This is a genomic window from Reyranella sp. (assembly GCF_965249915.1).
Lineage (GTDB): Bacteria > Pseudomonadota > Alphaproteobacteria > Reyranellales > Reyranellaceae > Reyranella.
In genome coordinates this window covers 5492442-5516351 of the sequence record NZ_OZ252257.1, presented here as the reverse complement: position 1 = coordinate 5516351, position 23910 = coordinate 5492442, and the positions used below count along the sequence as shown (strand labels likewise).

22 protein-coding genes and 1 pseudogene are annotated in these 23910 nt (G+C 63.7%); 10 read left to right on the top strand and 13 right to left on the bottom strand.

What is annotated here, in order from left to right:
- The first annotated feature begins 45 nt into the window (after window positions 1-45).
- Window positions 46-612 (top strand): glutathione S-transferase family protein, encoded by a 567-nt coding sequence (locus ACP15H_RS27135; protein ID WP_425069239.1) that lies wholly within the window; start codon window positions 46-48, stop codon window positions 610-612.
- A gap of 143 nt (window positions 613-755) precedes the next feature.
- On the opposite strand, the gene ACP15H_RS27130 is transcribed toward ACP15H_RS27135, so the two are convergent.
- The 4 genes from ACP15H_RS27130 to ACP15H_RS27115 form a co-directional block, all read right to left on the bottom strand.
- Complete coding sequence (locus tag ACP15H_RS27130; RefSeq protein ID WP_425069238.1) at window positions 756-1517, bottom strand: DUF3800 domain-containing protein; 762 nt, start codon at window positions 1515-1517, stop codon at window positions 756-758.
- A gap of 215 nt (window positions 1518-1732) precedes the next feature.
- The gene (locus ACP15H_RS27125) at window positions 1733-4063 is read right to left on the bottom strand and encodes a xanthine dehydrogenase family protein molybdopterin-binding subunit (protein WP_425069237.1); all 2331 of its coding nucleotides are present in this window, start codon (window positions 4061-4063) and stop codon (window positions 1733-1735) included.
- Window positions 4064-4145: 82 nt separating this feature from the next.
- On the bottom strand, window positions 4146-4784 hold the full coding sequence (locus tag ACP15H_RS27120) for an NIPSNAP family protein (RefSeq protein WP_422009822.1): 639 nt from the start codon (window positions 4782-4784) through the stop codon (window positions 4146-4148).
- A gap of 13 nt (window positions 4785-4797) precedes the next feature.
- Window positions 4798-5982: a mandelate racemase/muconate lactonizing enzyme family protein gene (locus ACP15H_RS27115; RefSeq protein ID WP_425069236.1), complete on the bottom strand. Its 1185-nt coding sequence runs from the start codon at window positions 5980-5982 to the stop codon at window positions 4798-4800.
- 257 nt (window positions 5983-6239) lie between these two features.
- Here ACP15H_RS27115 and ACP15H_RS27110 point away from each other — a divergent pair, with 257 nt between their 5' ends.
- Together ACP15H_RS27110 and ACP15H_RS27105 are read left to right on the top strand one after the other, a co-directional pair.
- Complete coding sequence (locus ACP15H_RS27110) at window positions 6240-6491, top strand: hypothetical protein (RefSeq protein WP_425069235.1); 252 nt, start codon at window positions 6240-6242, stop codon at window positions 6489-6491.
- A 173-nt stretch (window positions 6492-6664) separates the two neighbouring features.
- Window positions 6665-7687: a hypothetical protein gene (locus ACP15H_RS27105; protein ID WP_425069234.1), complete on the top strand. Its 1023-nt coding sequence runs from the start codon at window positions 6665-6667 to the stop codon at window positions 7685-7687.
- Window positions 7688-7711: 24 nt separating this feature from the next.
- On the opposite strand, the gene ACP15H_RS27100 is transcribed toward ACP15H_RS27105, so the two are convergent.
- From ACP15H_RS27100 to ACP15H_RS27090, 3 genes are all read right to left on the bottom strand, one after another.
- A complete protein-coding gene (locus tag ACP15H_RS27100) occupies window positions 7712-8575 on the bottom strand; it encodes a transglutaminase family protein (protein WP_425069969.1) in 864 nt (287 codons plus the stop codon).
- Window positions 8576-8586: 11 nt separating this feature from the next.
- The gene (locus ACP15H_RS27095) at window positions 8587-9681 is read right to left on the bottom strand and encodes a sensor histidine kinase (protein WP_425069233.1); all 1095 of its coding nucleotides are present in this window, start codon (window positions 9679-9681) and stop codon (window positions 8587-8589) included.
- Between the two features lie 124 nt (window positions 9682-9805).
- Window positions 9806-10459, bottom strand: coding sequence for a Crp/Fnr family transcriptional regulator (locus ACP15H_RS27090; protein ID WP_425069232.1), 654 nt, complete (start codon window positions 10457-10459; stop codon window positions 9806-9808).
- Between the two features lie 178 nt (window positions 10460-10637).
- Here ACP15H_RS27090 and groL point away from each other — a divergent pair, with 178 nt between their 5' ends.
- A complete protein-coding gene (groL, locus tag ACP15H_RS27085; protein ID WP_425069231.1) occupies window positions 10638-12299 on the top strand; it encodes a chaperonin GroEL in 1662 nt (553 codons plus the stop codon).
- Window positions 12300-12347: 48 nt separating this feature from the next.
- Window positions 12348-12887 (top strand): hypothetical protein, encoded by a 540-nt coding sequence (locus ACP15H_RS27080; RefSeq protein ID WP_425069230.1) that lies wholly within the window; start codon window positions 12348-12350, stop codon window positions 12885-12887.
- Between the two features lie 22 nt (window positions 12888-12909).
- Here ACP15H_RS27080 and ACP15H_RS27075 read toward each other — a convergent pair whose 3' ends face one another.
- Both ACP15H_RS27075 and ACP15H_RS27070 read right to left on the bottom strand, forming a co-directional pair.
- Window positions 12910-14013: an alpha/beta hydrolase family esterase gene (locus ACP15H_RS27075; RefSeq protein ID WP_425069229.1), complete on the bottom strand. Its 1104-nt coding sequence runs from the start codon at window positions 14011-14013 to the stop codon at window positions 12910-12912.
- Between the two features lie 54 nt (window positions 14014-14067).
- Window positions 14068-14475: a CopG family transcriptional regulator gene (locus ACP15H_RS27070; protein WP_425069228.1), complete on the bottom strand. Its 408-nt coding sequence runs from the start codon at window positions 14473-14475 to the stop codon at window positions 14068-14070.
- A 149-nt stretch (window positions 14476-14624) separates the two neighbouring features.
- Between ACP15H_RS27070 and ACP15H_RS27065 the strand changes: the two genes are divergently transcribed.
- Window positions 14625-15035, top strand: a complete 411-nt coding sequence (locus tag ACP15H_RS27065) for a hypothetical protein (RefSeq protein WP_425069227.1) — start codon at window positions 14625-14627, stop codon at window positions 15033-15035.
- A 31-nt stretch (window positions 15036-15066) separates the two neighbouring features.
- On the opposite strand, the gene acpP is transcribed toward ACP15H_RS27065, so the two are convergent.
- A complete protein-coding gene (acpP, locus tag ACP15H_RS27060) occupies window positions 15067-15321 on the bottom strand; it encodes an acyl carrier protein (RefSeq protein WP_425069226.1) in 255 nt (84 codons plus the stop codon).
- A 965-nt stretch (window positions 15322-16286) separates the two neighbouring features.
- Between acpP and ACP15H_RS27055 the strand changes: the two genes are divergently transcribed.
- The 4 genes from ACP15H_RS27055 (at window position 16287) to ACP15H_RS27040 (ending at window position 21723) form a co-directional block, all read left to right on the top strand.
- Window positions 16287-16649, top strand: coding sequence for a glycosyltransferase (locus ACP15H_RS27055; protein ID WP_425069225.1), 363 nt, complete (start codon window positions 16287-16289; stop codon window positions 16647-16649).
- Window positions 16650-16664: 15 nt separating this feature from the next.
- Entirely contained in the window at window positions 16665-18110 is a 1446-nt protein-coding gene (locus tag ACP15H_RS27050) for a mannose-1-phosphate guanylyltransferase/mannose-6-phosphate isomerase (protein ID WP_425069224.1), read from the top strand.
- A 110-nt stretch (window positions 18111-18220) separates the two neighbouring features.
- Window positions 18221-20491: a glycosyltransferase gene (locus ACP15H_RS27045; RefSeq protein ID WP_425069223.1), complete on the top strand. Its 2271-nt coding sequence runs from the start codon at window positions 18221-18223 to the stop codon at window positions 20489-20491.
- Window positions 20491-21723: a class I SAM-dependent methyltransferase gene (locus ACP15H_RS27040; RefSeq protein WP_425069222.1), complete on the top strand. Its 1233-nt coding sequence runs from the start codon at window positions 20491-20493 to the stop codon at window positions 21721-21723. Before ACP15H_RS27045 ends, ACP15H_RS27040 begins: the two co-directional genes overlap by 1 nt.
- Before the next feature lie 269 nt (window positions 21724-21992).
- On the opposite strand, the gene ACP15H_RS27035 is transcribed toward ACP15H_RS27040, so the two are convergent.
- The 3 genes and pseudogenes from ACP15H_RS27035 to ACP15H_RS27025 all read right to left on the bottom strand — a co-directional run bounded on the left by ACP15H_RS27035 (window position 21993) and on the right by ACP15H_RS27025 (window position 23679).
- Window positions 21993-22973 carry a methyltransferase domain-containing protein gene (locus ACP15H_RS27035; protein ID WP_425069221.1) on the bottom strand — a complete coding sequence of 327 codons (981 nt, stop codon included), beginning with the start codon at window positions 22971-22973 and terminating at the stop codon, window positions 21993-21995.
- Window positions 22974-23259: 286 nt separating this feature from the next.
- Window positions 23260-23390: pseudogene (locus ACP15H_RS27030) on the bottom strand (IS3 family transposase); the annotation flags it as partial.
- Between the two features lie 130 nt (window positions 23391-23520).
- Window positions 23521-23679, bottom strand: a complete 159-nt coding sequence (locus tag ACP15H_RS27025) for a hypothetical protein (RefSeq protein WP_425069220.1) — start codon at window positions 23677-23679, stop codon at window positions 23521-23523.
- Window positions 23680-23910 lie beyond the last annotated feature (231 nt).

The window sequence follows — 23910 nt, the reverse complement described above, 5'->3', positions numbered from 1 at the left end:
GATAACCAACCTTCGACCGTTGGGACAGGCGTGCTACGGTTGGCCATGCTCACCCTGTATTACTCGCCCGGCTCCAGCTCCATGGCGGCCCATATCGCCCTCCACGAAGTGGGCGCCTCGTTCGACAAGCATGCGGTGTCGGTGGCGCGCAAGGAAACGCGCGAGGCCGACTTCCTGTCCGTGAATCCGATCGGCAAGGTTCCGGTGCTGATGATCGACGGCCGTCCGCTCACCGAGGTGGCCGGCATCCTTTACTATCTCGCGCGCACCTATCCCGCGGCCGGCCTGCTGCCGGCGGGCGACATCGAGGCGGAAGCCCAGGTCGTCTCCTGGATGTCCTATGTCGCCTCGACCATCCATCCGGCGATCCGTCAGGGCGTCGCCGAGGCGCGCGACCTCTACGCCGTGGCCGACAAGCGCCTGGGCGGCCGGACGTGGATCCTGGGCGATCGCTATTCGATCGCCGACATCCATCTGTTCCGGGTCTACTGGCGCTTCCGCGACCAGCTCGAGCGCAAGCCGGGCGAGTTCGCGTCACTCGAAGCCCACCACGCCCGCATGCTGGAGCGGCCGGCGGTCAAGAAGACGATCGAGATCGAGACGAAGGGTTAGGGAGATCCCTCCTCATTCCAATGGGGACGTTACACCTGACATACCCAACCTCGACGGGTACGTTTGGGGCACGGCTAATTCCGTGCTCTCCGCCGCCCACCTCCAAGACGAAGGCGCGGCCTTCGCGAGAGTGGTAAAGAGGCCTAGTCCTCCCAAAAGTGGGTCGCGGTCGCGGTGATGTGCCGAATTTCGCTGTTGAAGATTTCGGCCATCACCGGAGTACGGGGCGTCGGCTGACGACCGTTCTTCTCAATCGCGCTCACTTGGCGTGTGATGTGGTAGACGAAAAAGTCAGCCATCTGAACGGCGGCACAGCTCTTCTTGTCAACGAAGCTGATGGACTTGAACTTGCAACTGGCACCGAGACCGTCGATTCGGTCTATCGAAGTTTTCACCTCGTTGAATACACGAACCAAGTCCCCATCGTTCTTGTGCCCAGCCTCCACAAGAAACGAGATATCCACGCCATCGGTGCTCAGCCATGAGCGAAGCCCCGGATCTTGGAGGATTAGGTTCGCAAGCGCTAGGAAAGTGAACCCATACGCAGAAGTGTGTTTGTTGAGGCCCGTTTTCGCATTGCGCCGCTTGAGTTCGTCTTTGATGGCAGAGAAGGCCACGCCAGCGACAACAAGCGGTCTTAGGAGTTTGTACAATTCGGCCGTGAAGGCGACCTTGCGGGCGGCGGTCCATCCTTCAAAGGGGCGCTTGCCGTGGTGGAACCGCTTGCCGTGTAGGTAGTCAATGCCTTCTCGATCAAAGAGCGCGCGAGCCGGCCCCTCGAACTCCTCCCATGCCCGCAGGCCAGCGATGTATCCGCCTATGGTGATCGCCGGGACTTCGCCGTCTCCGCCACTGTCATCGAGGTAGCAAATCAGCACGACAAACGACTCGCCCTCTGGGGTCATCCCTCCCCCGCAGCGGACGAACAATGCGCGCAACAGTGTGGGCGCCGCCGGGGCTCATACGCTACCCCTTGCCCATGGGTATGGGAAGTGTAACGCCCCATTCAGATGGGGAGGTGTCGCATCTTATTCGACGGAGGGGTCCTGACCCCATCGCCCTCGAAGACGAGGGCACTTCCCCTTTGCGGACTCCGCAAAGGGGAAGAGGCTGATTAAATCTAACCGCCGTTCAGCGCCCGCCACACCTTCTCCGGCGTGGCCGGCATGTCGATGTGCTTTCCTCCCAGCGCATCGACGATCGCGTTCATGATCGACGGCAGGGCGCCCGCACAGCCCGCTTCGCCGCAGCCCTTGACGCCGAGCGTGTTGGTCTTCGCCGGAACGGGATGGCTCTGGATCGTGAAGCTCGGCGCATCCTGCGCCCGCGGCAGGGCGTAGTCGGTGAAGGAGCCGGTCAGGAGCTGGCCCTGCTCGTCATAGACCGTGCGCTCCATGATCGCCTGGCCGAGCCCCTGCACGACACCGCCATGCGCCTGGCCCTCGACCAGCAGCGGATTGATGACCGTGCCGAAGTCGTTGACCATGAAGTAGCGCACCAGCTCGATCGTGCCGGTCTCGGGATCGATCTCGACCTCGCAGACATGACAGCCGTTGGGGAACGACGAGGGCGGCGTGTCGGAGACATGCGCGACGTCGAGGGTCTGCGGCACGTCGTCCGGCAGCGCGAGACCGTCGCGCAGCTTCTGCGCCAGCTCGAGGAGGCCGATGCTGCGATCGGTGCCGGCGATCTTGAAGCGCCCCTTCTCGAATTCCATGTCGGCCACCGACGCTTCGAGCACGTGCGCCGCGATCTGTTTCCCTTGGTCGATGACCTTCTTGCTGGCTTCGAGGAACGCCTCGGCGCCCACTAGCGCCGAGCGCGAACCGCCGGTGCCGCCGCCGGCCTTGAGCTGGTCGCTGTCGCCCTGCAGCAGCTTGAAGCGTTCGAAGGGAATGCCCAGCAGGCCGGTCAGCACCTGGGCAAAGGCCGAGGCATGGCCCTGGCCGTAGTCGAGCGTGCCGCTCAGCATCGTGACGCTGCCATCGGACTCGAAGCGGATGCCACCATGCTCCTTGCCGGCCGGCGCCGTCACTTCGAGATAGCTGCCGACACCACGGCCGCGCAGCTTGCCGCGCCTGGCACTCTCTTCCTTGCGGGCCGCGAAGCCGTCCCAGTCGGAGATCTGCAGCGTCTCGTCGAGGATGGCGCGGAACTCGCCCGAATCGTAGAGATTGTTGGCCGGCGACTTGTACGGCATCTGCTCCGGCGCGATGTGATTGCGCCGCCGCAGCTCGATGCCGTCGATGCCCATTTCACGCGCGGCCGTGTCGATCAGGCGCTCCATGAAATAGTTGCCCTCGGGACGGCCGGCGCCGCGATAGGCCGCGATCGGCGTGCAGTTGGTGAAGACGATCTTGGAATTCACCTCCATGGCCGGCGTCCTATAGACGTCGATCAGGTTCTTCACCGCGTTCGTCGTGGCCGGCATCGGCGGATAGATGTAGGCGCCGGCATTGCCGTAACCGGTGAGCCGCACCGCGAGGAACTTGCCGTCCTTGTCGAGCGCCAGCTCGGCGATCCTCTCGTGATCGCGGCCATGATGATCCGACAGGAAGCTCTCGGACCGCTCGTCGGTCCACTTCACCGGACGGCCGAGCTTCTTGGCTGCCAGCAGCAGCGGCGCATATTCCGGATAGGGCGGCGCCTTCATGCCGAACGACCCGCCGACATTGCCGGTCAGCACATGCAGCTTGTCCGGCGTGACCTTCAGCACATCCTTGGCGAGGCCGCCACGCAGGCCGAACACGCCCTGGCAGCCGACGTTCAGCACCCAGCGGTCCTTCTCGGTATCGTAGGAGCCGATCGCCGAGCGCGGCTCCATGGCGTTGACCACGATGCGCTGGGAATCGATCTCGAGCCGCGTCACGTGGGCCGCCTCGGCGAAGCCCTTGGCGACCGCGTCGGCATTGCCGAAATGGAAATCGAGCACGAGGTTGCCCGGCGCGTCGTCATGGATCTGCGGCGCGCCCTCGGCCAGCGCCGCCTCGGGGCTGGTCACGGCCGGCAGTTCCTCGATGTCGAGCATCACGGCCTCCGCGGCATCCTTGGCCTGGACCGCCGTCTCCGCGACCACGACGGCCACCACCTCGCCCACGAAGCGCACCTTGTCCTTGGCGAGCGACCAGCGCGGCGGCGTCTTCATCGGCGTGCCGTCCCTTTGCGGGATGTTCAGCGGGCACATCAGCGGCCCGAAGCCCGCCTCGTCGAGATCGGCGGCCGTCAGGATCATCAGCACGCCCGGCAGGGCCCTGGCCTCGGACGTGTCGATGCCCTTCAACAAGCCGTGCGCGTTGCGGCTGCGCACCATCACCGCATGGGCCTGGCCCGGAAGATTGATGTCGTCGGTGTAGCGTCCCTGGCCCCGCAGGAGGGTCGGATCCTCCTTGCGCGTCACCGGCTGGCCGACACCGAACTTCACGAAGGCAAGACTGTCGTCGAACGTGTCCATGCGCCGATCCTCGCAATTTCCAAGCCACCTCGGCCCGAGGATCGCTCCCCGGGCTGAGGTCGTCTTGTTTGTTTCGTTTGTTCTACTTCAGCGGCGAGTAGTTGGTCGGCAGCAGCAGCGTGGAGTGCATCTCCTGCAGCTTGGCCGGCCCCTTGGCGAGATAGGCCTGCCACGCCGGATCCTTCATCGCCGCGGCGCGGGCCTCGAAGCGCTCCTGCAGGTTCTTGTAGCGCCAGAGATGGATCCACTCGTTGGGCTGCGGGAACTCGCCGGTCCAGGCGCCCCAGATCGGCGAATACTTCTCGCGCGCCGCCTGGACTTCCTTGAAGTCCTTGCCGTACTGCACCGCGCCGCCCAGGCCGCAGCGGTAGATGCGCAGCTCGTAGATGTTGCCGGTGGTGCCGTCGTCCGGCCTGATGTCGACCACGGGGTTCATCAGGCGCAGGTCCTGGCGGACCACGCAGGTCCGCACGATCGGCAGATACTTCTCCGTCCAGTCCTTGTTCTTCTGCAGCTCGGTGCGGAGCCGCGTGCGCTCCTCGAAGCTGTCGTACTTCCACAGATGCCAGATCTGGTTCAGCGCGCCGAACTCCGACGTCCAGTAGCCGTGGTTGACGCCGTAATTGTTGCCGCGCGCCGGGCGGCCGATCGTCTCGGCGGCCTTGAGATATTCCGGCATCTTGCCGGGCGCCAGCGTGTAGGTGCGAAACTCGTAGACCATGTCTTCAGTCCTCTCAGGGATGCGGGTTCTTCGGCGGATGCGCCTTGACCGCTTCCTCGTTGATGTCGGCACCCCAGCCGGGCCGGGTGGGCACGATCAGTTCGCCATTCTGGATCACCGGCGGGTGAGTCACCAGATCGTCCTTCCATGGCACGTCATCGATATCGATTTCCATGATGCGGAAGTTGGGCATGGCAGCGCAGAGATGCGCGCTCAACAGGGTCGACATGTGGCCGTAGAAATTATGCGGTGCGCAGTTGATCTCGTAGGCCTCGGCCATCGACGCGATCTTCAGCGACTCCGCGAGCCCGTTCCACGGCACGTCGATGATCGACACGTCGATCGAGCGGTTCTCGAAGTAGGGCCGGAACTGGCGGCGGCCGAACAGCGATTCGCACGAGGCGATGGGCATCGACGCGCGGTCGCGGATCAGGCGCAGCCCCTCGGGATCGTAGGAATCGATCTCCATCCAGAAGAGATTGTAGGGCTCGCAGGCCCGCGCGACCTTGATGTAGCCCTCGGTCTTGAAGTTGAAGTTGGTGTCGAGAAGGATGCCCATATCGTGACCGGCGCCCTGGCGGAAGGCCGCCAGCCCGTCGGAGATCGCGCCCAGCACGGCGCCGTCGGCGTTCAGCTCGGGCCCGCCGGGGCTCCTGCCAAATCCCGGCTGGTACATGTTCGGCGGATCGAGATCGAAGCGGAAGATGTTGGTCTTCAGCGCCTTGAAGCCGCGCTCCTTCACATGCCGGCCGAGCTTCACCAGATCGTCGAGCGAGCGCACCGGCTCGACACCCATGACCTCGGCATTGCGGAACCGATAGCTGCCGCAATGCGACCAGTAGAGCGGCAGCCTGTCGCGCACCGGCCCACCGAACAGCTCGCAGACCGGGATGCCCAGCGCCTTGGCCTTGACGTCGATCAGCGCGTTCTCGATGGCGGCCATCGCCTGCTGGTTGATGCCGCCCGGCGCTTGGCGGGTGACGGCATAGAGCGTCGACATGATGCGCTCGACGGGACGCGGATCCTGGCCGATCAGCCCCTGCGCCATGCGACGGATGACGGCGGTGAGGCCGGCGCTGCCATAGCCTTCATTGTATTCGGACCAGCCGACCAGCCCGTCGTCGGTCGTGACCTTGAGAAAGGAGAAGTCGCGCCATCCAGCGTCGCAATGAAGATCCTCGATCCTGGCTATTTTCATGATTTTTTCCTCCCGAAGAGTCCCGAGCATAGACCAGGCCGTTACGTCTTCGGAGGATCCCGATCTTCGCGAATTCCACCTGTCCCGCTCCCGCAGGCAGGCCGCGACATCGCCGGCGACAAGTGATGTGGATATCGCGACGAACAGTGTCGACGGCAGTCTCTCCGATCTGACATAGGGTGACGCAGCGCCCCATGAAGCCGAATGCATCCGGGCGCCGCAAATCGCAGCAATCGTGAGTAGCCCAGGAGTGGTCCATGTCTACGTCTTCCGTTCCGGACAACCGTGCGCGGGACTTCTGCGCCGCTCTTGCGGAAGAAACGTCCGGCATGGTGCCCGGCGCCTGGCGGATGCTCGATACCGTCGCGTCACGTATGCGTCTCGGCTTCTTCGAAGTGGAGGCGATTGCGAAGGATTGCGTGCGACGTGGATGGACCCAGCTCGCCGCCGATACGGTTCGGCTCAAGGAAGAAGGCCGGGCTGCCGTCCTCCAGGACCGGCGCGGCTAGACAGGCGGCTCTGCCGTCCGTAGGGCAACGTCCTACGCCGCCTGCGTCCGCCCGAAGAGCCCGGAGCATGGGCCAGGCAGGCGCGGGCCACGCCTCCGATTTGTCACGGCAATTCACCGCCGGGCGGCGATTCGCCGATTGTTAATCGAGGGCGAGAAGGGCACGGGCTTGGCATGCGCTCCAACAAGCCGGTGAACATGGACATCGATCAGCTTCGGGGATGGGCCTCGATCATGGACAAGGCCATGATCGGGAGCCTCGTCGCCACCGTCCTCGCCGTTTCGGCGCTGGGCATCACGACCTTCCTGTCGTTCCGCTACAGCGGCGCCGTGCGCGCTCACGAGCAGGCCGCCCTCGAGCGGTACCAGGGCCTGGAGAGCCAGGCCGCGCAGCAGGAACGCGAAGCATCGGCGGCGCGCGAAAAACTGGCCACCCTCGAACGTGAAATCGCTTCGGCGCAGGGTCGGACGGCGATGCTCGAGCAGGAGGTAGCCGCGGCGCGCGAGCAGGCCGCGACGCTCGCGCAACAGGCGGACAGGGCCCGCGAGCGGGCCGCGGCGTTCGAGCAGGCCGCGCGTGAGGCGACCGAACGGGCCGCCCGGGCGCCACGCGAGAGCGCGGCCGCCCCTGAGACCGCACGGGCTCCTCTGTTCGATGCCGCCGAGATCCGCCGTCGCCTCGCCGACCTGGGTAAGCTCGTCAGGGATGCGACGACGCGCGCACCGGAGGCGGTCCCCGGGCGGAGCCCGGCAACGGAATCGGCATCGGCATCGCCGCCGTCGATGGCTCCGCCGCCGCCACCGCCGTCACCGTTCGTCGCGAGCCTGCAACGCTACGCCGGGACCAAGGCGGCGCTGTTCCTGCTGGGCCAGATATCCGACGCACCTGCCATCGGCGCGACGATTTCCGCCGATCTCGGCCAGGCCGGCTGGTTGCCGGAAACCTGGACGTGGGGCGGCGTGGCCGGGATTTTCGGCGTCGTCGTGCTGGTCCGGGATGGCAGCGACCCGGCCACGCACGAAGCCGCCGCGGCCCTGGTGGACGCCCTGGGGGCCGCCGGCTTCAGCGCGAGCAAGGGAGAGTGGCCGGCGAACTGGGGCCGGTTCCGCGGCACGCTCAACGGGCCGCAGACACCCAGCCCGACCGATGCCGCCATCCGCATCGTCGTCGGCGAGAAGGCCCGGAAGGCGTCGTGAGCCCGTCCGCGCCCGACGTCGCTTTCAGACGGGCGTCACGCTGAGGTCGACCCAGAGACCGCGATAGGAATCGCTGGCGCCGGTGAAGTCGCCCGACACCGGCGTCACCTGCCAGATCTCGCGCGCCACCGCGACCGGGATCAGGTTGGAGCCGCCGACGCTGCGATTGGTCGGATCGAAGGTGATCCAGCCGGCGCCCGGCACGTAGACTTCCGCCCAGGCATGGGTGGAATCGGCTTCGTAGTTTCCCGTCGCGCGATCCGGCCTGAAGAGATAGCCCGAGCAGAGCCGCGCGCCGAAGCGCAGGCAGCGGGCCGCCTCGACGAACAGCACGGCGAGGTCGCGGCAGGAGCCCAGGCCGCGCGCCAGGGTCTCGAGCGGCGATTGCGTGCCCTCGCTCTCGCGGCTCTGGTAGCGGATCTGCTCGGCGACACCTGAACTCAGATCCGTCAGGAGCGACAGCGTGTCGGTCGGATCGCTGCGCACGAACCCCTTCGCCCAGGCCAGAAGTTTTCGATCCGGATCGGCATATTGCGGCACCACCAGCGCGCCGAGGTCCGTCCAGTCGGCGCTGGTGTAGGCGAAGGGGTATCTGACCGCGACGGCGGCGATGTCGAACATCGGCCACGGATCGACGCCCAGCGTGAGCACCGCCTCGCTGTCGACCACCAGCCGGTCGGTGAGCCCCTCGAAGCCCGCCGTCGCCACGGCATTGCCGAACACGTCGTGCGCCCAGGTGACGCTGGCCGCCGGGGTCACCGTGACCTCGTGCGACACCAGCCGCAGCTCACGGCTCTCGCGCGGCCGCAGCATCAGCCGGTGCGGCCCCAGCCGAACGGGCGCGTAATAGAGATAGGTGGTGCGGTGGCGAATCCTGAGAGTTAGCAAATGGACCTTCGTCAGCCGACGGGGAAGATGACCTTGAAGCATGAGCCACGGCCCACCGGATTGGAATGCGCCGTGAGCCTGCCCTGCAACTGCCCCACCAGCGCGTTCACGACCTTCATACCGAGGCCGAGACCCGACGGCGCCGCGACATCGAAGCCCTCGGGCAGGCCTGGCCCCTCGTCGAGCACGCAGAGTTCGTAGGCACCTTCTGCCAGCCGGTGAAACGTGATCGTGATCGGATCGCCGGCATGCTTGCGCGCATTGGTGGCCAGCTCGTTGACGATCAGGCCGATCGGCAGCACCTGCTCCTTCGGCACGTCGACCTCGTCGGCGCCCTCGAGCCTGATCTCGCTGCCGACGCTGGTCGACAGCTCCTCGCAGAGCCGGCGGAGATGGGCCACGATCGGCACGCGTCCAGCGGTTTCCGGGGTCGAGAAGGTCCGGTGCACGCGCGCCACCGACAGCACGCGGTTGGCCGCCGCGCGCAGTTGCTGCGTCACCTCGGGCGAGTTCGACGCACGGCTCTGCAGCTGCAGCAGGCTCGCCACGAACTGCAGGCTGTTCATCGCGCGATGATCGACCTCGCTGGTGGTGAGCTCGGCCTGGGCCAGCACGCGCCGCGCCGTGAGCCGCATCCCCAGGAGGTCGGTCGCGATGCCGCCCAGCGCGCGCAGCCGGCGGATCTGCGGCTCCTCGATCCGACGCGGCCGGCGATCGATCACGCACAGCATTCCGATTTCGTAGCCGTCGGAACTGTACAGCGGCACCTCGACATGGAAGCCCTGCCTGAATTCGCTGCGAATCCACGGCGCCAGCGCCGGCTGGGACGGGTCCGCCCCGCGCGGCGCATGGCTTGCCGTCAGCCCGTGATGCGACTTGAAGAAGACGTTGGAATGGCCGGTGAAGCCCAGCAGCGCGATCGGCGCGTTGAAGAGGTCAGCGGCCATCTCCGTGATCCGGTCGAAGGCGGGCTCCGCCACGGTGTCGAGGATACCGTAGGCCTCCAGCGCGGCGAGCCGCGCAGCCTCGATCTCCGGACGGCGCGCCGGAACAGGAGACAGGTCGTGCGATGTTGGGCCCTCTGTGGGCGGGACGAGATGCAGCATGAAATGCGCCCCCCGGCGAGCATCGCGGGAAAAGTCCCCTGCCGCGATACCTTCGCACGGTATGCTGCGCTGCGGCGGGAGTCTGTCCAATAGTGACCAGTCGGCGATGGCCCGCCCCCGCTGCCTACTCCTGCAGCAGCACGCTGAGCAGCGAGCTGTGGATATGCAGATGGCCGTTATAGGAGATGAAGCCAAGCTTCCTGAACTTGTTCATGAAATGGCTGACCCGCGGACGGGTCGTGCCGATGATCTCGGCCAGCGTCTCCTGGCTGATCCTGGTGATGATCGGCTGTGGCCCGCCGTCCTTGCCGAAATTCGCCAGCAGCAACAGCGTCCGGGCCAGCCGCTTCTCGCTGGAGTTGAAGAGCTGATCGACCAGGTCTTCCTCGACCCGGCTGTTGCGCGTCAGCAGATGCTTCATGAAAAGTTCGCCGAAGGCCGGCTCGTCGCGCAGCACGCGCAGCATCTCGTTCTTGTCGACCCGCGTGACCTCGCAGTCGACCAGCGCCTTGGCCGTCGCGAGCCTGAGCGGCTGGCCGATCAGGCAGCCTTCACCGAAGAACTCGCCGGGCCCCATGATCCCGACCACCGCCTCCTTGCCCTGCTTGGAGGTGACGACCAGCTTCACCCGGCCGCGCAGCACATAGAACACCGCATCGGACGGCATGGCCTGCCGGAAGATCACGCCATTCTTGCGATGCTCGTTCACCGTCCGGCCGCGGCTCACGGTCGCCAGGAAGGCCTTCGGATCGAATCGGTCTGCGGCTTTGCGGGCCATGGAGCCTCCTGTTTCGTGGACCCCCGGCCGTCATATGTAGGCTTTCAGACATAGCCTGTCCGATTAATCGCTGGCTATTGCAGCCCAACGCCCCCATCTAGGAGGGAGCGCCGCACCGCGGCCCTCAGGTCTGCCGTCAGACCGACCATTTCAGAACACCTCTCGGGGGCGAAACGCCATGTCCGCTAAGGAAGTCCGCTTCGGCGGCGACGCGCGCACGCGCATGATGCGCGGAGTCGACATGCTGGCCGATTCCGTGAAGGTGACGCTCGGTCCCAAGGGCCGCAACGTCGTGCTGGCCAAGTCCTACGGCGCGCCGCGCATCACCAAGGACGGCGTCACCGTCGCCAAGGAGATCGAACTCACCGACCGCTTCGAGAACATGGGCGCACAACTCGTCCGCGAGGTCGCCACCCGCACCTCGGATTCGGCGGGCGACGGCACCACGACCGCCACCGTGCTCGCGCAGGCGATCGCACGCGAAGGCCTGAGATCGGTCGCCGCCGGCATGAGCCCGATGGACCTCAAGCGCGGCATCGACCTTGCCGCCGACTGGGTGATCGAGGAGCTGAAGCGTCGCGCCCGCAAGGTCTCGACCAGCGAGGAGATCGCCCAGGTCGGTACCGTGTCGGCGAACGGCGACAAGACCATCGGCAAGATGATCGCCGAGGCCATGAAGAAGGTGGGCAACGAGGGTGTCATCACCATCGAGGAGGCCACGACGCTCCATTCCGAGCTCGAGATCGTCGAGGGCATGCAGTTCGACCGCGGCTACCTCTCGCCCTACTTCGTGACCAACGCCGCCAAGATGAGCTGCGAGCTCGAGAACCCCTACATCCTGATCCACGACAAGAAGCTTTCGGGCCTCTCGACCGTGCTGCCCCTGCTCGAGCTGGTGGCCCAGTCGGGCAGGCCGCTGCTCATCATTGCCGAAGACATCGACGCCGAGGTGCTCGCCACCCTGGTGGTCAACAAGCTGCGCGGCGGCCTCAAGGTCGCGGCCGTCAAGGCACCGGGCTTCGGCGACCGACGCAAGGACATGCTGGGCGACATCGCCATCCTCACGGCGGCGCAGGAGATCTCCGAGGATCTCGGCACCAAGCTCGAGGGCGTGACGCTCGAGATGCTGGGGACCGCCAAGCGCGTCCACATCGACAAGGACAACACGACCATCATCGACGGCGCCGGCAAGAAGAAGGACATCGAGTCCCGCGTGGCGCAGATCCGTGCCCAGGTCGACAAGGTCGAGTCCGACTACGATCGCGAGAAGCTGCAGGAGCGGCTGGCCAAGCTCGCGGGCGGCGTCGCCATCATCAAGGTGGGTGGCGGCTCGGAGTTCGCGGTCAAGGAGAAGAAGGATCGCGTCGACGACGCCATGCACGCGACCAAGGCGGCGGTCGAGGAAGGCGTGGTCGCCGGCGGCGGCGCCGCGCTGCTCTACGCCACCCGCACGCTCAAGGACTGCCGCGGCGCCAATCCCGACCAGCAGGCCGGCATCGACATCGTGCGCCGCGCGCTGCAGGCGCCGGTGCGCCAGATCGCCCAGAATGCCGGGCATGACGGCGCGGTGATCGCCGGCCACATGCTCGAGCAGAAGGACGCCAACTTCGGCTTCGACGCCCAGAAGGGCGAGTATGGCGACATGATCAAGGCCGGGATCATCGATCCGGTGAAGATCGTCCGCACCGCGCTGCAGGGCGCCGCCTCCGTGGCCGGCCTGCTCGTCACTACCGAGGCCATGATCGCCGAACTGCCCGATGCCGGCGGCGGCGCCGGTGGCATGGGTGGCGGCGGCATGGGTGGAATGGGCGGTGGCGGCATGGGGGGCATGGGCTTCTAGCCCGTGTCCTCGCGGTCGCGAACAGGCAAACCTTACGCCGGAGGCCCGATGACCCTGCGTCCGGAATATTCACTCGGCCACTCGGCCTATAACGAGTTCCTGTTCGGCTCGCTGGGTCAGGATGCGTCGGGAACGGAGGTCACCATGCTCTCGGCCCTGTCGCGACTCGGCATCGATCCGTGGCAGGAAGCGGCACGTCTGGCTGCGCTGCCGCGCGACGGGGCGGTCGAGGCGCTGGCAGCGACCCTCCTGCGATTGCCTGACGGGACGACACCGGCAAGCGAGGCCGAGAAGATCGCGGCCCGCCTGGTGGCCTTGTTGCCGGAAGGCAGCGTTGCCGACATCCCGCAGACCGCAGAGGCCCGCATCGCCTCCCTCGCCGTGACGAAGGCGAACCGCAAAGCGGAGACGCCCGAGAAACGCGCCGCCGCGAAAGCAGCACGGGCCGCCCTCCCGAAAGCCAAGGCCAGTCCCTGGACCTGGCTGATATGGGGCGCACTCGCCCTCGCGTTCTATCTCCTGATCGTGCAGCTCACGCCCACCCTGAATCTCGAATCCGAGGGACGCGAGACCCAGCAGGGGTCCTGACCGCCTGAAGGTTCGCGGCGTCTCACGCCGCCAGCCGATGCTGCAGGAAGAACCGCACGAACTCGGCGCTGGCGTCGGGGCCTCTCGGGTCGGTGAAGGAACCGTCTCCGCTTCCGCCCGACCAGGCATGACCGATCCCCTGCAGGACCCATTGCTCGCCGATGCAGCGATCCTGGCGATCGTATCTTGTCGTGCGCGTGAAGGCGATGCCGGTCGGGGTCTCTCCGCGTGACACGCGCGTCCGGACGCCGGACCCGCCCGAGGCCTGTTCGATGGCCTGATCGCCGTTGACGGGACTGACGGTGGTGTCGCGATCGCCGTGAAAGACGATCGTGGGAACCACCCGTTCGTTGCGGGCGAGGCGCTGGGCTGCGGGCGCTCCTTGCCGCATGGCAGAGAAGGCGCCGGGCATGTCGCGTGCCGCCCCGCAGGCCAGTCCCGAATGGATGCCGACGGCGGCATAGAGGTCGGGATAGGTGGCGCCCATGATCGCCGCGGCCGCGCCGCCGGCGGACAGGCCCGCCACGTAAACCCGCTCTTCGTCGACGGCGTGGTCGCGCAGGATCTGCCGCGTGAGCGCCGCGATCAGGAGAGGCTCTCCCGCGTCACGACGCTGGTCGCCTTCCTTGAACCAGTTCCAGCACTTGTTCGGGTTCGCCGAGCTGGGCTGCTCGGGATAGGCCACGAAGAACTTCTGTTGGTCGGCCAGTTCATTCATGCGCGTGCCCGCGGCGAAGTCATCCGGCGACTGCGTGCAGCCGTGAAGCATCACGATCAGGGGCAGGGGTTGCCCGTCATGGCCCGCCGGACTGTAGAGCTTGAAGCGACGGCTGCCGGCTGCGTCCCGAACGGTGTGATAGCGGAAGGACGACGTCCCGCCGGGCTTTGCCGTGCGGAGGTCGCCTTCGGGGGCGGCAGCGTCGCTCCATGCCCCCGTGGAATCGGAAGGCGGGACGAGATCGACAAACGGAGCGCGAGGCGTCCCGGCCCGGCTTTCTTGCCCCTTCTGGATGTCTCGGGGGCTGGCCTCGGAAGAACCTCCCCTCAGGACGGTCATCGCTTCGACGAGCTTGCCTTCGCGGGTGAGGCGCAGGGCCTCGAACATGTCGGCACGATGTGAGGTCATTGGGGGTACTCTCTTACGCTTTGAGCAAAAGGACTCTTTGGGATCGTCGTGCGGCTAGCGCATGCGGTCTTCGAGGGCTTTCTTCACCTCGTCGCTCGCGTGAAGCGCTCCGAGGATCTGGAGCGAGCCGATGGTGGCCCTCGCCAGTTCACCCGATACGTCGGGGGCGATGACCGCCAGGCCCAGCACCTGGATATCCAGTCGTTCGCCGGCCGCGCGGACCGCTTCCAGTTCCTGTCGGCTGTAGGTGCGCAAGCCCAGTTCGAGCTTCCGCCGGCTGACGAGCTGCTTTACCGCATCGCCGTGACGGTCGAGTTGGCCGCGAATGGCGGTTCGGATGAAATCGGTCCGGTTCGAGTAGAAGCCTTCGCGCACCAGAAGGTCGATCTGGCCCAGATCGACCAACCCGAGGTTCGTCGTGATTTTCTCGCTTTCGGGGGGCCTGCTTCCAACAGTGCTCATTCAAACATCCGTGTGCCATCCAGGTGGATGGTATATGGATGGCATATCCGGGCGTTACAAGCCCCATAAAGACGTAGCCCGACGGGCCGCCCATCCCCATGTAGGGCGAGCGCACGCTGCCCTTGCGCTCCCTACCGCCCCAGGAGCCCATGACCGTTCGCCCCGACTATGCGCTGAGCCGGGCTCGCTACACGCCCTTTCTCTTCACCGTCGTCGGCTCCGAAAGGAGCGACGCCGAGAACAGTGGGGAGGACATCATCGTCCTGACGGCCTTGGCCCGTCTCGGAATCGATCCGTGGGAAGAGGCGGCGCGTCTGGCGGTGTTGCCGCGGCTCGAGGCGGCACAATCCCTGGCCGCGACCTTCATCAACCTGCCCGACACGCGCTGGGCCCAGGGCGACGCCACGGGCGCGGCCCGGCGCATCGTCGACACACTGCCGCCTCTCAGCCATCGCCCACCGCCGCCTCTTGGGTCAGGACTCTTCCTGACCTGGCGGTTCTGGGCAGCAGCCGGAGTGCTCGCGCTGGTCGCGCTCAACTACATGGTGAATCGAGCCTGACGCGCGCCTGGCGGGCGCCCGGCATAAGCGCCTACTTCGTGCGAGACCGGTCGACGAGAGCGACGACGTCGTCGACGGTGACCAGCCTGTCGGCCTCGGTGTCGGAGATTTCGACACCGAACCGATCCTCGACCGCCATCACCAGTTCGACGAAGTCGAGGCTGGTGGCGCCGAGATCGGCCACGAGGGCTACATCGCCGCGCGCCTTGTCGGGCGAAATGCCGAGGATGCTCCCGACGATCTCGCGCACCTGAGCCGGCAGGGCTTCGGGTCCGGGCGTCGGCACTGAAGGGGTTTGTGTTCCGGAGATCATCATGGCGAACCTCTCGATTGGTTCAGCTGGCGGGGTAGTGCGCAACGCGATCACGCCAAGAACTATTCAAGACTCTCAACGGGATCCGCTCGCATAGGCTGCGGCGGCGGACAGAAAAGCGCCGCCTGGTTCCGCCGCAATCTGCCCTGGTCGGCTGGTCGTCAGGAAACGCCGGCCGGTGTCCGCAGCAGAGCGTAGGAGACGATCAGCACCGCAAGCATGACCGGAAGCAGAAAAGGCGGATCGTACCAGTGATTCATGAGTGCGCTCCTCCGGTGAGGGCGGGAGCACATGCCTCTCTCAGCCATCGCAAGCCAAAGCATAAGTGGGCGATGGTGCCCCTGCTTACACGCCGCACCGAACAGTGTCGAGAAAGCGTTTGTAGCCGCCTTCCCTCACCGACGGGCGGTGTGAATACCGACGAAAGAGATAACGGGGTCCCGGCAAAGTGCTACATTTCGCGGGCGTCCGGAGCCTCCACCACAGGAGTTATGATGCCTCTCCTCGGCAAGGGTGAGACACCAAGGGCCGGAACCAGTTTTACCGTAAGCCTTTGAAATGCCCGAACTTAACAGAGTCCGTTCACGCTCCCGTTTCGAGCTCCCACAGAAAAATCCCACAGAAAGCCTTTTGTCGCAGGCGGGCCATCGGACCACGCATCAGAAGGCTCCTTCCGGGCGCGCCATTTCTCCCTAGTAAATGCAGCCTTTTCTGCCCCGAGCGCCTGACGGGCGGCGTGTGCTCCGCGCGCCCGAAGACACCGGGTAGCCACCGACGTCTGTCGAAAACTCGTTGTCGATTGGAATTGAGTCGAAGGCTTGTCTCGCGGTGATCAGGTCGGTGCCCTCCGAAGGCAGAGGTCGTGAGTTCGAATCTCGCCGGGTCCGCCATCTAGATTTTTGTTTTTACTCGATAAGAAAGGCTCCCCAGCCCACCATATGCGCCGCGCCCCACGGCGCGTGCGCTACGTACCGCGTCACCATCTCGTGGCGTTGATCAAGGCAGCCCGCGCTCTGTTGTTCCCGTCGTTGTATGAGGGCTTCGGTTTACCTGTACTGGAGGCCATGGTCCTAGGGACCCCTGTCATCACCTCGAGCGCCGCATCGCTGCCCGAAATTGCCGGCGATGCTGCGCTCATAGTGGATCCCTATTCATCCGCGAGCATCCGCCACGCTCTCATGTCAATCGACGCGGACGCCGACCTGCGCCGCGAGCTCGCCGCTCGGGGGCCGCAGCAGGCAAAAAAGTTTTCGGCAACAGCGTATGACGATCGTCTAAGAACACTCTACCAACAATTCTGAAGTTGGGGGATTGCTTTGGCCAAGATCACACCCGTCATCCTCGTCGGCGGCTCCGGCAAGCGGCTCTGGCCAGTGTCTCGCGAGAATATGCCCAAACAGTTCGTGCCGCTGGTGGGAGACCGCTCCACCTTCCAGCAGACACTGCAACGGGTGGAGAATCGCGAAGTCTTCAACCGCCCCTTGATTGCGACCAACGAAGCGTACCGTTTCCTCGTGGAAAGTCAGGCTCGTGATATTGGCCAGGAAATCGACGTTCTGGTGGAGCCGGAGCGACGTGATTCGGGGCCAGCAATCGCTGCCGCGGCGGTCTGGTGTCGCGAACAGAGAGCCACCGCTGTCCTGATGCTCGCCTCGGACCACCTGGTCGTTGGAACGGATGAGTTTGTCCAAACCTGTCACGACGGGCTTGCGGCTCTGGACGCCGGCGGCATCGTGACATTTGGTATAAAGCCGACCGAGCCCAAGACCGACTACGGCTACATTCAATCCGGATCCGACCGCATCGGCAGCGCACGCAAGGTCGTGGCGTTCATCGAGAAGCCAGACTCGGAGGCCGCACTCCGCTATCTGGCGGAAGGCCTGTTGTGGAACAGCGGCAACTTCCTGTTCGATCCCGACGTACTGCTCTCTGAGCTGGAGCACTACGAACCGGCGATGGCGGCGGCTGCGCACGCAGCCGTGCGCTCAGCCCGCCAACAAGGCTCCACGATCTTCCTAGACCCTGCCGCGTTCGCCGCGGCACCCGCCAAGTCCATAGACTATGCGGTAATGGAGAGAACGGCGAAGAGCTGGGTCGTCCCTGCGCGCTTCGGCTGGTCCGACCTTGGCACCTGGGATACCTTGCGTGAAGTCGGTGTGATCGACGACTTCGGAAACGCGACGAAGGGTCCGGTCGAACTCGATGACGTACGCACGTCCTACGTCCGCTCGGACGGGCCGCTGACCGCCGTGGTCGGTCTTGAGGACGTCGTCGTGGTGGCCATGCACGATGCCGTCCTTGTCGGGCAACGCGGAAGCCTCCCGCGCCTCAAGTCCCTCGTCACGCGCATGGCCGACCGCAATCACGCCGCTGCCACCAATCACGCAATGGTACATCGGCCCTGGGGCACGTTTCACGATCTGGACAGAGGCGCCCTACATCGCGCGAAGATCATCCGGGTCAGTCCCGGCGCTCAACTCAGTCTTCAAAGCCACAAGCATCGCGCGGAGCACTGGGTCGTCATTAGAGGCGTCGCCGAGGTGGTGAGGGGCGACGAGACTCTGACACTCGACGAAGGCGGACACATCTACATACCCAAGGGCGCAATACATCGCTTGAGCAATCCAGGCTCCAACTCCTTGGAAGTCCTTGAGGTTCAAATAGGACACTACTTGGAAGAGGACGACATTGTCCGTTACGAGGACATTTATGATCGGGCGTTTCACACCATCGCGGCAATGACTCCGCCGCCAAAAGCCTGATCGTGGAGAAGCAGAACTTCATGCGGACGCTACTACGCGGCGTGTCGACACGAGCAAGCGGTGCCTTGATTGGGTCGGCAGACGCCGCACGTGATCGACGGGACTGGGGTATGGCGACCGAGTTGTACAGGCGTGCTCTGGAGAGCGACGACGCGCAACCAGACATCTGGGTCCAGTACGGTCATGCGCTAAAGGAGAGCGGCTCGCACGCCGAGGCAGAGCTTGCATACCGAAAAGCGATCGCTCTCGCGCCACGGCAATCCGATACTCATCTGCAACTCGGCCACTTGCTAAAGATTTGTGGCCAGAGAGCAGCGGCGATCGCCGCCTACGAAATGGCGCTCAACCTGGATGCCGGCAATAAGCACGCGGCTAACGAACTCCACGCGCTGGGCGAGTCACGTCGCGCTGAAACTATCATAGCCTCGCAGACAGAGACGGTCATCGAAGACGGAGCAATGTTGTTCGATGTCTCTGATCTGGTGTTCTACCTCGGCCACCACGATAACCTGACCGGCATACAGCGGGTCCAGGCAAGCATTCTGCTAAGTCTGCCAACCTTGGTCGACTTGCGGAAGGTAGAGTTCGTCGCTTTCGACCGCACCGTGAAGGGCTTCAGGTGCCTCGACAAGCGGCGCTTCCTAGCCCTGCTGGAGCAGTTGCCGCACCCCGCGGAACGCCGGACAATTATGTTTGACCGAGAAGCGGCCCAACGCGGCCGTCTGTTCTCAGAAGGCCTGCTCCATCGAGCACTGTCCGGCCGGCCGAGCGCCAGCTTGGTCCTTCTTGGGGCTGCATGGGTGCTGCCGGACTATCCAAGCATGGTGGTAAACCTGAAGCGCGAGCACGGCCTGCGCTTCCTGATGCTATTTCACGATCTGATCCCGATTTATGCTAGAGAAACGTGCGACCAGGGCACAGCGAACGTCTTCAAGCTCTTTCTCGACAGCATCATCCCGCACGTCGACGTCGCTCTGTGTGTCTCAGATAACACCGCGAAGGACCTACGACGCTATTGCGACCAGACCGGCCGCGCCCCCCCGCCCACCGTCGTGACACGCAACGGTACACTCCTGCCGATGATGACGGGGCAAACGGAGCAGCTCAGAACAGCGCGGATGGACCTTCTCCTGCAGCGCCCCTTCGTGCTTTTCGTGTCGACCATCGAAGGCCGAAAAAACCATCTCTTCGCCTTTCGCCTTTGGGAGCGCATGTTGCGAAGTGGCCTGGACGTCCCGGCCCTTCTTTGCGTTGGTCGTCTGGGCTGGCGGGCTGAAGAGTTCCTACAGTTCTGCGTCGACAGCGATTTCCTCGGCGGGCGCATCTTGCTTGTCCAAGACGTCAGCGACGTTGAGTTGGTCACTCTTTACAGGGAATGCCTATTCACGCTCTACCCGAGCCTCTACGAAGGCTGGGGACTGCCCGTTGGGGAAAGCCTGTCGAGTGGCAGGATTTGCGTCCTGTCGGACCGCTCTTCGCTCCCCGAGGTGGCCGGATCGCTCGGGGTGTACCTGAACATCGACGACCTCGAAGCTTCTGTTAACACGGTTAGCGATCTCATTGGAGACCCTGGCCGACGGCAAGAACTCGAATTGAAGATCGCTAGAGAGTATCGCCCGGTGACGTGGCAGGGAGTCGGCGAAGCGGTGATCGACGCGTGTCACAAAGCGGCCCGAGTATCGTCGAAGCGCGTCGTTCCTTTGTGGCAGTTCGGAACAGAATACATCTTTAGGGCGCTGGAGGACCCGCCCGAAGGAGTTATGGGACAAGCCATGATGGACCACATCCTCGCGTCGCGGGCACATTCGCTGACCAGCGGTTACGCCAAGCGAGACACGCAGTACGCGGCGCTCGACGCACGAGACGACGGATGGTTTACGCCGGAGAGCTGGGGGTGCTGGACCAGGAATGGTGGTGGCGCCTTGACGATCGGCCTGCCACGAATGCGACTCGATGAATCGGAACACCTCCTCATCTACGCATCAATCCAGTTGCCTGGATACGCGCGGCTTCCGGCACGAGTAGGTCTGCTGATAGGCGACGGCTTTATGGAAACACGCAAGATCGAGACGAACCATAAAGTGGTCGCTTGGAAGGTGCCAATCCGCCTTGTCCAACCCAGCGATGCCGGCGCCCCTGAAGAGACAGTCGTTAAGCTTACCTTCACTAGTCAGATCGAGCGGGAAGTGCGCGAGGAATCAGGTCAGGAAATGCGCGATCTCGGCATCGGCATTAAAAGCCTCATCGTCGTACCAGACGGCGACATCGAAACGCGGCTGCGGATCATGGATCACCTAATTGACCTTGCCCCTACGGTCACAACGCCAAAGGCCGGAGCATGGGGATACAACCTCGACCCGTCGTCCACCGGAACAACTTGATGAAAGCCTACGACGCAGCGTCGCTGGACACATTCGTCGCGGAGGTCGATCGGCTGGGCGGTGTCGAGTCCCCCCTGTTTAGGGAAGCCTTTGCTACTTTCTCATACCGACCTGGGATTGAAGTCGATCAGCTTATCGATCCGTTGTCCGAGGACTATGTGGAGCAGCAAGTCCGCCTTTACAGAGAAATCTCCGGCCGCGATCTCAATCAGGCCGATCACGAGCTGACCCAGTTCGATCTCGAGGCGCACGTGGCGGCTGCCAACCCCTATGCCTCGCCCTATCCCTCCGGCCTCGCGCTGCACCACTTGCGATTGGCAACGGCGCTACACCTAGCCCGGCTGGGACGATCACCTCGTCTCCTCGATATGGGCGCGGGGTGGGGCCTGTCCACCGAGTTCTTTGCCGGCATGGGTTGCCGCACCACGGCGGTCGACATCAACCCGTCCTTCGTGGAGCTGATCAGGCGCCGGCAGCAAAGGAGTAACCTCGCAATTGAGGCGCTCCAGGGATCCTTCGACGACTTCGAGCCAAGTAGCAGTTTCGACGCAGTCTGCTTTTACGAATGCCTACATCACGCGGTCCGGCCGTGGCGATTGATCGAACGGGTACGAAGCTGGTTACGGGAGGGGGGGAAACTGCTCCTCGCCGGTGAGCCCTTTAACGATCTGTACTGGAAGAACTGGGGCCTCCGGCTTGATCCCTTGTCGGTCTACTGCATCCGCAAATTCGGCTGGTATGAAAGCGGCTGGTCGCTACCCTTCCTGACGGCTTGCCTGAATCGCAGTGGCTTCTCGGTGGAGACGGTTGATATTCCGATCGAAGGAGCCGGCATAGCCCTCATCGCCACTAAGATCGCGGGCAACGCCCTCCACCCCGCCAAGGCCTGCCCAGTTGATATCGCGATCACCGATTCGATGACGAGCGGCGATTTTCTCACGCTCGCCGGCTCCCACGAGATCGCGGTGGAGAACGGCGAAGCGCCACAAGTTCTTTCCATGCACGTCAGGAACCACAGACCGAAGGACGTCGTGGTGTCAATATCCGCTACCTCCGAAAGCCGGACGCATACGATCTCTCCCGGGCCTTATGAATTTCGCCTGAAGCTTCGGCCGGGCTTAAACGCCTTCTCGTACCAGGCCGAAACATGGGTGCCGGCTCTGGAACTAGGCAACGACGACCGGCGTCCGCAGTCAGTCCACATCGCGGGATGGGAACTCCTGAGAGCCTAAGGGCTTAATTCAACCGCAATCTCTTCCTCACTCCGGCGACGGAAAGAATACTGGCGAACGCGACGACGGAAGCACATTTCGCGAAATAGACCAAATCGTAATGCGTGACGCTCGATCAGGCGCCGCCGTTGGTCGGCTTGGACCGCTCGAGGCGTTTGCCACTCTGCGCCGCTTTAAGAAGGTGAACCTTCGGAGAGGGGAACACTCCGAAGTGTGCCACGATCACAAAGGACGGTGATAAGTTGGGCCGCCGGTCTGTTGTTAGTGCGCTAGTTCTTTACGCCGAAGAATGTATGCGAGCCGTACCCCCCAGTCGCCATGTCGAGAAGGACCTCCTTGGGCTGCGCCCCGGCATTGGCAATTATGTCTAAGATTTTATGCATTGGCAGTGCGTGCATTTCGAAATCTTCGCCAACCGGATCGCGTGATGCGAGATAGTCCTTTGAGGAGAATTTGTAACCAGGCGTATGCGTCGGCACCTGAAACAGAAAAGCTCCACCGGGACGCAGCTTGCCGAAGACAACGCGCAGAATTTCTGCCATGAGTGGTGGTGGATTATGCTGGAGTACGATGACGGAATAGAAGAAGTCTATACCGCTCAGATCTTCAATCTGCCTGAGATCTCGCAGCAGCATTAAATCGACATGGCCGGAGAGCATCTCCGCGTTCAAGTAGTCTCGAGCGAGATTAAGATTTCCTTCCGATATGTCGACACCGATAACTTTTTGGAAGCGGTTCGCGAGATAGCGTGTGATCCGTCCAACGCCGCACCCGAGCTCGAGGCAGGTGCCCTGAGGCACAACTATCTCGCAGCGCTGCGCGAAGATGTCGATAATTCGATCCGACGAAGCTCCACTAGCATAGAACTCTTCCTTCGAACCCTCGATCGACTTCATACGGAAACGGTCGTGGGAAAGAACCGACCAGTAGGGATCGATCTCCCCGAGAGCCGACCATTGTTCCCGCACGCGATCAAACATCGCATCGAAGACTTCCTTGGAAACGTCAACCTCGATCCCGTTCAAAGGGCGCCCGTAGCCTTTGTTGACCTCGTCGGCAAAGTCGGCCTTCTTAAAGCGGGATTCGGGTGCATTGACAAAATCGCTCAATAATTCCGACGGCGTTCTGAAATGATCGATCTTCTCGTTTATTACTGCCTCGCTCTCGGGATCTCGTCCAAGTATGACCTGATAGGCAGCGACGACCAAGTCGCGCTCGAAGGAATTTTCTCTCTTCGGTCTGTTCGTCATTATCTGGCCTTGCTTGATCGCTTGGGTATTTGAGGTTGCCGGCTCTTTCCTGGAGACATCGAGCCCTATCGGAGCAGGACAATGCCCGACGGCGCGCCGCTCAAGCCGGAGGGTGAGCCAGAGGTCGAATGGTCGGCACAAACAAATTCGGGAGGACTGTTACTCATTTTGGCTTCTCGGGAGAAGTGGCAGAAGGCGCAAAAGACTTTCGTTGCAATGACTCGCCGATTGACGCGGTCCAGCGGGCATAGCGCGGCCTTGTCGCTGATCATGGTTCGCACACCTGCTTGCCGCGGATCACGCCCTGCAAGCCAGCGTTTGCATCAGTCGTGCTACCGTGCAACGTGCCACATCTTGGCCCTCACGATTGAGCTGCTGCGCGACCTTGCACACGCAATAGACACCGAAGTTCTCCTTGAACCGGTGCTGAATCTCTGGCTTCAGATTCTTTCCGCTTCGCACGTGCTGACAACCTGGTTGGGTCTGCGCGCTGGGCTAAAAATCGGGCTGGTCCGGCTAGGCTTCCCGACCTCGCGTTCCGCCGCCTTCACCCGCTCTTCGGGGTATGCGCCTTGCACCCGATCTTGGAAGCAATCAGACACTCTGTCGCCCATTGCGATCCAAGATCAGCCTTGAGATCCAGCACCAGCCGGATCGCACGATCGCGCACCTCGATCGAAAACTTGTTTGCTGTCTTGCCTGCCATGACTCCACTTTCTCAAGAGTTGGAGCCTCCGACAAACATGGGGCGGTTCAGTACCTCCGAAAGCCAGACGCATACGATCTCTCCCGGGCCTTATGTATTTCGCCGGAAGCTTCGGCCGGGCGCTTAAACGCTTTCTCGCACCAAGCCGAAACATGGGCGCCGGCTCTGGAACTAGGCAACGACGACCGGCGTCCGCAGTCAGTCCACATCGCGGGATGGGAACTCCTGAGA